Annotated in this window: 7 protein-coding genes; 4 read left to right on the top strand and 3 right to left on the bottom strand. The window is 71.0% G+C overall.

Features of this window, described 5'->3' with window-relative positions; all coding sequences use genetic code 11:
• Nucleotides 1-98: 98 nt before the first annotated feature.
• On the top strand, nucleotides 99-920 hold the full coding sequence (locus AC6LJ5_RS28580) for an anti-sigma factor family protein (protein WP_392409113.1): 822 nt from the start codon (nucleotides 99-101) through the stop codon (nucleotides 918-920).
• 68 nt (nucleotides 921-988) lie between these two features.
• Here AC6LJ5_RS28580 and AC6LJ5_RS28585 read toward each other — a convergent pair whose 3' ends face one another.
• Genes AC6LJ5_RS28585 through atzF form a run of 3 tightly spaced genes read right to left on the bottom strand, consistent with a single transcriptional unit; the run spans nucleotide 989 to nucleotide 7190 of the window.
• Nucleotides 989-1693, bottom strand: a complete 705-nt coding sequence (locus AC6LJ5_RS28585) for a GntR family transcriptional regulator (RefSeq protein WP_103275932.1) — start codon at nucleotides 1691-1693, stop codon at nucleotides 989-991.
• On the bottom strand, nucleotides 1678-5328 hold the full coding sequence (gene uca, locus AC6LJ5_RS28590) for an urea carboxylase (protein ID WP_498142276.1): 3651 nt from the start codon (nucleotides 5326-5328) through the stop codon (nucleotides 1678-1680). The genes AC6LJ5_RS28585 and uca overlap by 16 nt, the downstream gene beginning before the upstream one ends.
• 29 nt (nucleotides 5329-5357) lie before the next feature.
• Nucleotides 5358-7190, bottom strand: coding sequence for an allophanate hydrolase (gene atzF / locus AC6LJ5_RS28595; protein ID WP_498142277.1), 1833 nt, complete (start codon nucleotides 7188-7190; stop codon nucleotides 5358-5360).
• 379 nt (nucleotides 7191-7569) lie between these two features.
• On the opposite strand from atzF, the gene urtA reads away from it, so the two are divergent.
• The 3 genes from urtA to urtC form a co-directional block, all read left to right on the top strand.
• Nucleotides 7570-8823 carry an urea ABC transporter substrate-binding protein gene (urtA, locus tag AC6LJ5_RS28600; RefSeq protein ID WP_498142278.1) on the top strand — a complete coding sequence of 418 codons (1254 nt, stop codon included), beginning with the start codon at nucleotides 7570-7572 and terminating at the stop codon, nucleotides 8821-8823.
• 14 nt (nucleotides 8824-8837) lie between these two features.
• The gene (gene urtB / locus AC6LJ5_RS28605; protein WP_498142279.1) at nucleotides 8838-10460 is read left to right on the top strand and encodes an urea ABC transporter permease subunit UrtB; all 1623 of its coding nucleotides are present in this window, start codon (nucleotides 8838-8840) and stop codon (nucleotides 10458-10460) included.
• A partial coding sequence (urtC, locus tag AC6LJ5_RS28610; RefSeq protein WP_392409105.1) for an urea ABC transporter permease subunit UrtC occupies nucleotides 10457-11626 on the top strand: 1170 nt, incomplete at its 3' end. The genes urtB and urtC, both read left to right, overlap by 4 nt.

Below are 11626 nucleotides of genomic sequence, written 5' to 3' on the forward strand. Positions count from 1 at the left end.
CGCCACAGCGGACCGGCGGAGCCGGCTCCGCGTGGCCCCACGGAGCAACGCCCGATTGAAACGTCGCGGATGATGTACCAGCGTCATGGACAACTGACATGAACGACAAACGCCTGCATGCCCTACCGTCCATGGGCAGCCCCATCGCCGAGGCCGACCTGCACGCCTACGCCGACGGCCAGCTCGCGGCTGCGCGCCGCGCGGAGGTCGAGACCTTCCTGGCCGCGCATCCGCAGGACCGCGCCCGCGTGGACGCATGGCAGGCGCAGCGCCAGGCGCTGCGCTCCCTGCTCGACCCGGTGCTGGACGAGCCGCTGCCGCTGCGCCTGCCGCTGGCGCCGCCGGCGCGCGCCTGGCCCTGGCGCGCGCTGGCCGCCGGCATCGCCGTGGCGGTGTTCAGCGGCGGCGCGGCCTGGATCGCGCGCGGCGAGCTGGACCACGACCGGATCCGCGCGGCGCTGGCCGCCGCGGCCCAGACGCCCGAGCGCGCGGCGGCCAGCTATGCGCAGCGCGCCGCCGTGGCGCACGCGGTCTACGCGCCCGACATGGGCCGGCCGGTTGAAGTCGGCGGCGACAACGAAAAGGCCCTGGTGACCTGGCTGACCAAGCGGCTGGGCGCGCCCGTCAGCGCGCCCTCGCTGTCCGCGCTGGGCTATGAGCTGGTCGGCGGCCGCCTGTTGCCCGGCGGCGCCGGCCCGGTGGCGCTGTTCATGTACGGCGCGCCCGACGGGCAGCGCCTGACCCTGTACGTCACGCGCGAGGCCGCCGGCGGCCAGACCGCCTTCCAGTTCACGCAGGAAGGGCCGGTGCGCGTGTTCTATTGGGCCGAGGGCCCGTTCGGCTACGCGCTGTCGGGCGCCGTCAGCCGGGAAGAACTGCAACGGGTGTCGCTGGAAGTCTACCGACAGCTGCAGGGCTGACATCGCGCCACGCGTCGCTCGCGGCGCCGTATCCGGCCGGCGCGCGGAGGCGCCGACATGGACCGGTCCTAGCCGCCGCGCGCCTCGTGCAGCATGCGCAGCGTGATCTTGCTGACCTCGGCCCGGCTCATGCCGATGTGCGCGCGCAGCAGGCGCGCGGCCTCGTCCGCCCGGCGCGCCAGCACCGCGCTCAGGATGGCGCCATGTTCCTCGTAAGTGGCGTCGATGCGGAAGTCCTTGGTGAAATCCAGCCGGCGCACGATGCGGATCTTCTCGGTCACGTCACGATGCACCTGAGCCATTTCCGGATTGCCCGCCGCCTCGACCAGCGCGCAGTGGAAAGCCTCGTCCAGCTCGGCCACCCGCCGGCCATCCAGCAGGCGCCGCTGCGGCGGCGCGTGCCAGATGTCGCGCAAGGCCTCCAGCAGATCCTCCCCGTCCGCGCGCTCGCGCGCGCACAGGCGTTCCACCGCCGCCAGTTCCAGCACGATGCGCAGATCGTACAGCGCCTCGAAGCGCTCGAAGTCGAAGGGCCGCGCCTGCCAGCCGCTGCGCGGGCTGGCGAGCACGAAGCCCTCGCGCTCCAGCCGCGCCAGGCCCAACCGCACCGGCGTGCGGCTCACGCCCAGCCGCGCCGCCAGGTCGGTCTCGGTGAAGCGCTCGCCGGGCAGCAGCCGGAAGCTGAACAGATCGTCCTTTATCAGCTGATAGGCCTGGTCGGCCAGGGATGCCCCCAGCGCCAGCGCGGGTCGCAGGCTCAGGCTACCGTGCATGGCGCATCCTCCGCCAGGACGACCAGCGGATCGCCGGCGTTCACGGGCTTGCCCGGCACGCAGCGGATCGCGGTCACGACGCCGGCGGCCGGCGCGATGACGGACAGCTCCATCTTCATGGCCTCGACCACCACCAGCGTGTCGCCCGCCGACACGCTCTGGCCGACCTCGACCGGCACCTTCCACACATTGCCGCACATGTCGGCGCTGACCAGCCGCTCGCCCTCGCGCAGCTCGGCCTGCGCTTCCGGGGCGGCTTCCGGCCCGGCCGGCGGCGGCGCCACATCCTCGCTCCGCCACAGCGCGACTTCCGCGTCGAAGGCGCTTTTCTGGCGCGTCTGGAAGGCGGCGATGCTGGTCGCCTGCTCGGCCAGGAAACGCTGATGCGCGGCGAAGTCGAACACTTCCTCCTCGATGCGGACGCTGGCCCGGCCGTGGCGGAAGTCTTCGCGCAAGACGTCCAGCTCGGCCTCGCTGACGGGATAAAAGCGCACCTGGTCGAAGAAGCGCAACAGCCAGGGCTTGCCGTCCTGGAACACCGGATTCCTCATGAACGTGTTCCAGATCGGCAGGCTACGCCCCACCAGCTGGTAGCCGCCCGGCGAGTCCATGCCGTAGATGCACATGTACACGCCGCCGATGCCGACGGTGCCTTCGGCCGTGTAGGTGCGCGCCGGGTTGTACTTGGACGTCAGCAGCCGATGGCGCGGATCGATCGGCACGGCGCAGGGCGCGCCCAGGTAGACATCGCCCAGCCCCATCACCAGATAGCTGGCGTCGTACACGATGCGCCGCACCTCGTCGCGCGAGGCCAGGCCGTTGATGCGCTGGATGAAGTCCACGTTGTTCGGCAGCCAGGGCGCGCTGGCGCGCACGGTCTCCTGGTAGCGTCGCACCGCGCCCAGCGTGGCGCTGTCCTCGAAGGCCAGCGGCAGGTGGACCACGCGCGTGGGCACCTTGAGCGTGGCCACGTCGGCCAGTCCGGCCTCGATCTCCAACAGCCGCGCGATCAGCGCGTCCTGGCGGATCAGGCGGCTGTCGTAGCGGATCTGCAGGGAACGCACGCCCGGCGACAGCTCCCGCACGCCGGCCACCGGCCGCTCGCGCAGCGCCTCCATCAGCAGGTGGATGCGCATGCGCAGCGCCAGGTCCAGCACGTTGTCGCCGTACTCCAGCAGCAGGTAGCCGTCGCCCGCCTGGCGGTAGGCGACCGACGGTCGCGTCCCTTCGGCCGGCAACGCGGCGATGATGGTCTCGGACGCGGTGGCGCGGGCCGGCGCGCCGATGGACGCGGCGGCGGGCATGGCTGGCGCCGCAGCGCTCAGCTCGCGCAGGCTATGGTCCTGCGCCGCCTCCAGCGCCACCGCCTGTTCATAGTCCATGCGAACGAAGCGGATGCGGTCGCCCGGCTTGACCTGCCCCACCTTCCACAGCTCGGCCTTGGCGATCGTGACCGGGCAGACGAAGCCGCCCAGGCTGGGGCCGTCGCGGGTCAGGATCACGGGGCTGTCGCCGGTGAAGTTGATGCTGCCGATGGCGTATTCGCAGTCATGGATGTTGGACGGATGCAGCCCGGCCTCGCCGCCGCTCTCGCGCGCCCAGTCCGGCTTGGGGCCGGTCAGGCGCACGCCCAGGCGATTGGAGTTGTAGTGGACTTCCCAGTCGGCGGCGAAGAAGGCGTCGATGGCCTCCGGCTTGAAGAAGTCCGGCGCGCCATGCGGCCCGTAGAGCACGCCGATGCGCCAGGTATCGCCATAGGCCGGCACCAGCTCGGGCGGCGCGGCCTGCGGTTCGGCCTCGGGCGCGGCGGGCGCGCCCGGCAGCTCGGGACGCACGCGCGGCAGCATGTCGCCCACGCGCAGCGTGCGCCCGGCATGGCCGCCAAACTGTCCCAGCGCGAAGGTCGAGCGGCTGCCCAGGTAGACGGGCACGTCCAGGCCGTCGCGCACGGCCAGGTACATGCGGCAGCCCGACAGCGCGCGGCCCGTGGCCAGCACCTGGCCCGCGCGCACCGCCACCGGCCGCCACATCGGCACGGGCGCGCCGTCCAGCGTGGCCGCGCATTGCGCGCCGGTCAACGCGATGACGGCGTCGCCATGAAAGCGCAGCGTGGGGCCGGCCAGCGTGGCCTCGATGCCGGCGGCGTCCGGCGCGTTGCCGACGATGCGGTTGGCCAGCCGGAACGCGTAATCGTCCATCGGACCGGACGGCGGCACGCCGATATCCCAGTAGCCGGCCCGACCCGGATAATCCTGCACGCTGGTGTAGGTGCCGGCCTCCAGCACCTCGATCGCCGCGGGCCGGTACTCGAAGGTTTCCAGGAAGCGGGTGGACAGTTCGCCGGCCGCGAAGCGCGCGTCGGCCACGATCTGGCGCAGGTAGTCCAGGTTGGTGGCGATGCCGTGCAGGCGCGTGCGCGCCAGCGCGTCGGACAGCCGGGCCAGCGCCGTTTCGCGCGTGTCGCCATGCACGATCAGCTTGGCCAGCATGGGATCGTAGTAGGCCGGCACCTCGGTGCCGGTCGCCACCCAGCCATCCACGCGCGGGCCCTCGGGAAAATAAACCTCGGTCAGCACGCCCGGCGAAGGCTGGAACTGGCGCAGCGGATCCTCGGCGTACAGCCGCACCTCGATGGACGCGCCACGCGGCGCGCGCGACATGGCTTGCAGGTCCAGCGGTTCGCCCGCCGCCACGCGCAGCATGCACTCGACCAGGTCCAGGCCCGTCACCGCCTCGGTGACCGGATGCTCGACCTGCAGCCGCGTGTTGACCTCCAGGAAATAGAAGCTGTCGCGGGCCGGGTCGTAGATGAACTCCACCGTGCCGGCCGAGCGGTAGCCGACCGACTCGCCCAGCCGCACCGCCGCTTCGAGCAAGGCGGCGCGGGTGGCGGGCGGCAGGTTCGGGGCCGGCGTCTCCTCGATCACCTTCTGGTTGCGCCGCTGCACCGAGCAGTCGCGCTCGCCCAGCGCCAGCACGCGGCCCTGGCCATCGCCGAAGATCTGCACCTCGACGTGGCGCGCGTTATCCACGTAGCGCTCGATGAAGGCGCCGCCGTCGCGGAAGAAGTGCTCGCCCATGCGCTGCACGCTGTCGTAGGCCGCCGTCAGCTCGGCCTCGTTGTCGCAGCGCGACAGGCCGATGCCGCCGCCGCCCGCCGTGCTCTTGAGCATGACCGGATAGCCGATGCGCTCGGCCTGCGCCAGCGCCTCGCCCAGGCTGGACAGCAGCCCGGTGCCCGGCGTCATGGGCACGCCGGCCAGCGCCGCCAGCTCGCGCGAACGGTGCTTCAGGCCGAACTCGCGGATCTGCATGGGCGTGGGTCCGACGAAGGCGATGCCGGCGGCTTCGCAGGCCTCGGCGAATTCGGCGCTTTCGGACAGGAAGCCATAGCCGGGGTAGATGGCCTGCGCGCCCTGTTCGCGGGCGGCGGCCAGCAGCAGGTCCATGCGCAGATAGCTGTCGGCGGCTTTCTCGCCGCCCAGCGCGACGGCAGCGTCGGCCTCGCGCACATGGGCGGCATTGCGGTCGGCGTCGGAATACACCGCCACGCTGCGGATGCCCAGGCGCTTCAGGGTACGGATGGCGCGGACGGCGATTTCGCCTCGGTTGGCGATCAGAACGGTATCGAACACGTTGCGACTCCTGGAAAGAATTGGGGGGATCAGCGGACGGCGGGATTCAGGCTGGCCAGATAGGCGCGCCAGCCGCCATGCGCCGTGATGTCGCTCGCGCCCTCCAGGCCGCGCGGCTCGCAGATGAAGCCCTTGACCTGCCGCCCGTCCTCCAGCTCCAGCGTGCCGATGCCCAGCGGCGGCGGGATCTCGGCGACGAAGCCGCCGAACGCGGCGAGAGGGATGTCCCACAGCTCGACCTCGATGGGCGCGCCATCGGCGCGCTTGGCCAGGCCCGGCTTGGGCGGCGTGGTGTTGGCCAGCGCATACAGCCGGTAGTCGCCCGCCGTGCGCGTCTTTTCCACCAAGACGGCATGGCGCGAACGGAGCTGATGGTTCAACGGCATGCCGCTGAGGTGCGCGCCCACCACGGCCACGCGCAGCATGCCCGGCGCCGGATCACGCGACGCCGGCGCGGCGGGCAGCGGCTTGCCGGTGGCGCCCAGCGGCAGGCCCAGGCGCGCCTGCCAGCGCCTGCCGAATTCGGCCAGCGCATGGTCCTGCCAGGCCAGGCCCAGTACGGTGATGCCGGCGGGCAGGCCGTCGCCGCGCATGCCCGCCGGCAAGGCCAGCGCGCACAGGTCGGCCAGATTGGCGAAATTGGTATAGCGGCCCAGCCGCGAATTGAGCGCCAGCGGATCCTCGCGCAGCTGTGCGATGGTGTAGATGGACGGCGCGGTGGGCACCAGCAGCGCGTCCACGTCCGCCAGCGACTGCTGGATGGCGCGCGCCAGCGCGGCGCGGCGGTATTCGGCCTGGAAGGCGTCCAGCGCGCTGTAGCGCCCGGCCTCTTCGACGATGCCGCGCACCACCGGGTCGATCGCGCCCGGCTGCTCGCGCCACAAGGCTTCGACCGCCGCGAACCGCTCGGCCACCCACGGCCCCTGGTACAGCAGCGCGGCCAGCTCGGCATAGGGCGAGAAATCAACGGTCCGCAGCTCGGCGCCGGTGGCTCGCACCTCACGCAGCGCCGCGTCGAAGGCGGCCTCGGCCTCGGCGTCGCCGTGGAACTCCAGCTTGTCCGGCACCGCGAAACGCGGCCGCGCCGGCCAGGGACGGGCCGTGCCGGCCGGCACGGGCCGCGAGTAGGGATCGCGCGCGTCGTAGCCGCCGGCGATGTCGGCCACGCGCAAGGCGTCGTCGACCGTCAAGGCGAACACCGACACGCAGTCCAGCGTGCGGCAGGCCGGCACCACGCCGGCGGCGCTGAGCCAGCCGCGCGTGGGCTTGAGTCCGACGATGTTGTTGAAGCCCGCCGGCACGCGTCCCGAGCCGGCCGTGTCGGTGCCCAGCGAGAACGCCGCCAGTCCGCGCGCCACCACCGAGGCCGAGCCCGAACTCGATCCGCCGCTGATGTACTCGGGCCGGAACGCGTTGGCCACCGCGCCGTGCGGCGAACGCGTGCCCACCAGGCCGGTGGCGAACTGGTCCAGATTGGTCTTGCCGATCAGGATGGCGCCGGCGGCGCGCAGGCGCCGCACCACGCCGGCATCCTCGTCGGGCGTGTAGGCGAACGCGGGGCAGGCGGCGGTGGTCGGCCAGCCCGCGACGTCGATGTTGTCCTTGACCGCGTAGGGCACGCCATACAGCGGCAGGCGCGACAGGTCGCCGTCCGCCGCCGCCAGCAGCCGCGCCAGTTCGTCCAGCTGGCGCGCCAGCGCCTGGCCGTCGACCCGCAGGATCCAGGCATTGTCGGCGGGCGCGTCCGGCGCGGCGGCGTGGCCGGCCAGCAGCGCCTCGGGCCGGGCGCCCGCGACATAGGCGGCCTGCCATTGCGCGATGGTCCAACCGGCGGTGTCGAACTGCGTTGCTGCGGCGTTCATGCTGGAATCCTCTCTGGTATGCAAGTACGGATTCCCAAGCAAGCGGCATGCCATGTCCGCGCCCGCAGCGCGTTTTCCCCCTGTTTCCCTGCCACGACATCCCGCGCGGCCACAAGGCGCGGCGCGCCGTCGCGGCGCCGGCGCGCACCAGCGCCGCGCAGATCACGCACCTGTTTTGTGCACGCGGCACCAGATTGAGCAAGCCGCTCCGCCGCATCGTTCCCGCGCCCCGCCCTTCCCGCCTACATATCGCGGCCCCGCCGCGCCGCCGCCTCCGGCGCGGCTGGCACGGGTCTTGCTTTGATGTCCTGGCGAGGCGCGGTACAGGCCCTGTCCATTTCATGCCGGCAATGCCGGCGCAACCTACCCAGGAGTCCCCATGAAACGCAGACTAGCCCTCAAGCAACTGACCGCCGTGAGCCTGCTGGCCCTGGCCGGCTGGATGCCCTCGGTCCATGCCGCCGAAGACACGATCAAGGTCGGCATCCTGCATTCCCTGTCCGGCACGATGGCGATCTCGGAGACCTCGCTCAAGGACGTGGCGCTGATGGCGATCGATGAGATCAACGCCAAGGGCGGCGTCATGGGCAGGAAGCTGGAGCCCGTGGTGGTCGATCCGGCCTCGAACTGGCCGCTGTTCGCCGAGAAGTCGCGCCAGCTGCTGGCGCAGGACAAGGTGGCGGTGGTGTTCGGCTGCTGGACCTCGGTGTCGCGCAAATCGGTGCTGCCGGTGTTCAAGGAGCTGAACGGCCTGCTGTTCTATCCGGTGCAGTACGAAGGCGAGGAACTGGAGAAGAACGTGTTCTACACCGGCGCCGCGCCCAACCAGCAGGCCATACCCGCCGTCGAGTACCTGATGAGCGAGGACGGCGGCGGGGCCAAGCGCTTCGTGCTGCTGGGCACCGACTACGTGTACCCGCGCACCACCAACAAGATTCTGCGCGCCTTCCTGCATTCCAAAGGCGTGAAGGACAGCGACATCGACGAGGTCTACACGCCCTTCGGCCATTCCGACTACCAGACCATCGTCGCCAACATCAAGAAGTTCGCCACCGGCGGCAAGACCGCCGTCATCTCCACCATCAACGGCGACTCCAACGTGCCCTTCTACAAGGAACTGGGCAACGCCGGCCTGAAGGCCACCGACGTGCCGGTGGTCGCCTTCTCGGTGGGCGAAGAGGAACTGCGCGGCGTGGACACCAAGCCGCTGGTCGGCCACCTGGCGGCCTGGAACTATTTCGAGTCGATCAAGACCCCGGTCAACACCGACTTCATCGCCAAGTGGAAGGCCTACGCCAAGGCCAAGAACCTGCCCAACGCCGCGACCGTGGTCACCAACGATCCGATGGAGGCGACCTACATCGGCATCCACATGTGGAAGCAGGCCGTCGAGCAGGCCAAGAGTACGGACGTGGACAAGGTCATCGCGGCCATGGGCGGCCAGACGTTCAGCTCGCCCAGCGGCTTCGAGATCATGATGGACAAGACCAACCACCACCTGCACAAGCCGGTGTACATCGGCGAGATCAAGGCCGACGGCCAGTTCAACGTGGTCTGGAAGAGCAAGGGTCCGATCCGCGCCCAGCCCTGGAGCCCGTATATCCCGGGCAACGAAGGCAAGCAGGGCCTCTGAGGGAGACGGCCGCCATGCGCAACGCTGCGATCGCACGCTACCTGCGTCGTCTCCTGCTCGCCATGTTCCTGGCCTGGCCGGCGCTGCCCGTGGCGGCGGCCGGCGTCGGCCAGGACCTGCTGGCGCCGCTGGCGGGCGACGATACCGACGCCAGGCTGCGTGCGATCGCCGCGCTGGGCGCGCTGCCCGGCGGCGAGGGCGCGGCTGTGCTGCGGGCCTTGGGCGCCGACCAGCTCTACGCGGCGCCGGACGGCCGCGTGCTGATCGGTGATGGCGCCCGCGCCACCGACCCGGCCAACGGCGCCGCGCTGGACCTGCCGGCGGGATCCGCGTCCATCGGCATCAATAACCGCCTGCGCCGCGCCATCGAGGCAGCGCTGGCCGGCGCGCAGCTGCACGCGGCCGATGCCGGCTCTCGGCTCGCCGCCGCGCGCCGCCTGCAACAGACCAACGATCCCTCGCGGCTGCCCCTGATCGCGCAGGCGCTGGCCACGGAACGCGACCCGACCGTGCGCGCCGCGCTGGAGATCGCGCAGGCCAGGCTGGAATTGCAAAGCGCCGATCCGGCCGCGCGGCGTCATGCCGTGGAACTGCTGGGCCGCAGTGACGACGCCGCGTTCCGTCCCGTGCTGGCGGCCTTGACGCAACAGCGCGACGGCGCCTATGCCGAACCCGACGCCGGCGTGCGCGAGGCCGCCGCCGACGCGCTGCGCCGCATCGACCGCCGCCTGGCCACCGTCGAATGGGCAGGCAATCTCTTCTACGGCCTGAGCCTGGGCAGCGTGCTGCTGCTGGCGGCGCTGGGGCTGGCCATCACCTTCGGGCTGATGGGCGTGATCAATATGGCGCATGGCGAGCTGCTGATGATCGGCGCCTACGTTACCTATGTGGTGCAGACGCTGTTCCGCGCCTGGCTGCCTGGCTGGCTGGATTGGTACGTGGCGGCGGCGCTGCCGCTGGCCTTCCTGGTCACGGCGCTGGTGGGCATGGCGCTGGAACGCACCGTGATCCGCTGGCTCTACGGCCGGCCCCTGGAAACGCTGCTGGCGACCTGGGGCATCAGCCTGATGCTGATGCAGGGCGTGCGCAGCCTGTTCGGCGCGCAGAACGTGGAGGTCGGCAATCCGGGCTGGATGTCGGGCGGCATCACGGTGCTGGGCGGACTGGTGCTCAGCTACAACCGCCTGGTCATCATCGGCTTCGCGCTGGCCGTGGTGGCGCTGGTCTGGATCTTGCTCAACCACACGCGCCTGGGCCTGTTCGTGCGCGCCATCACGCAGAACCGGCGCATGGCCGACTGCACCGGCGTGCCCACCGGACGCGTGGACATGCTGGCCTTCGGCCTGGGCTCGGGCATCGCCGGGCTGGCCGGCGTGGCGCTGTCGCAGCTGGGCAATGTGGGCCCGGACCTGGGGCGCGGCTACATCGTCGATTCGTTCATGGTGGTGGTGCTGGGCGGCGTGGGCCAGCTGGCCGGCACCGTCATCGCCGCGCTGGGCCTGGGCGGCGTCAACAAATTCCTGGAACCCTATGCGGGAGCGGTCATGGCCAAGATCACCATCCTGGCGCTTATCGTGCTGTTTGTGCAGAAGCGGCCGCAAGGCCTGTTCGCCCCGCGCGGCCGGAGCGTCGAATGAAGCCCGCCGCGCAGGATCCGGGCCTGGCGTTGCGCCGGCCGCTGTATTCCCCCCGCGCCTGGGCGGCGCTGGCCATCGTCGCCGCGCTGCTGGCGCTGCTGCCGCTGCTGAACCTGGCGTACTCTCCGGGCCATCCGCTGCATGTCTCGTCCTATGCCGTCGCCCTGCTGGGCAAGTTCATGTGCTACGCGCTGGCCGCGCTGGCGCTGGACCTGGTCTGGGGCTACGCCGGCATCCTGTCGCTGGGCCACGGCCTGTTCTTCGCGCTGGGCGGCTATGCCCACGGCATGTACCTGATGCGCGCCATCGGCCGCGACGGCGCCTACCAGAGCACGCTGCCGGACTTCATGGTGTTCCTGGACTGGAAGAGCTACCCCTGGTACTGGTCGTACACCGAGCACTTCTGGTACGCCATGCTGCTGGTCGTGCTGGTTCCGGGCGCGCTGGCCTTTCTGTTCGGCTACTTCGCTTTCCGCTCGCGCATCAAGGGCGTGTACTTCTCCATCATCACGCAGGCGCTGACCTTCGCGGCCATGCTGCTGTTCTTCCGCAACGACACCGGCTTCGGCGGCAATAACGGCTTCACCGACTTCAAGCGCATCCTGGGCTACGACATCACGGCGCCGGGCACGCGCGCCGCGCTGTACTGGTGCACGCTGGCGGCGCTGGCCGGCGCGCTGGTGCTGGCGCGCGCCGTCACGCAGTCCAAGCTGGGCCGGGTGCTGACCGCCGTGCGCGACAGCGAAAGCCGGCTGCGCTTCATCGGCTACGAGCCGCTGGGCTTCAAGCTCTTCGTCTGGACGCTGTCGGCCGTGCTCTGCGGCATCGCCGGCGCGCTGTACGTGCCGCAGGTCGGCATCATCAATCCCGGCGAGATGTCCACAGAGAACTCCATCGAAATGGTGATCTGGGTGGCCACGGGCGGACGCGGCACGCTGATCGGCCCCATCATCGGCGCCGGCGCGGTCAACGGCCTGAAGACCTGGTTCACCAGCGTGCTGCCGGAATTCTGGCTCTACGCGCTGGGCCTGATCTTCGTGCTGGTCACGCTGTTCCTGCCGACCGGCATCGTCGGCCTGGCCCGCCGCATCGCCGCCCGCCTCTCGGCCCGCCGCCGCGACGCGCTGTCCTGCGTCGCGCCCGCCCCCGTCCAGGAGCCCAAGGCA

The organism is Achromobacter sp. 1011791174 (assembly GCF_059760925.1).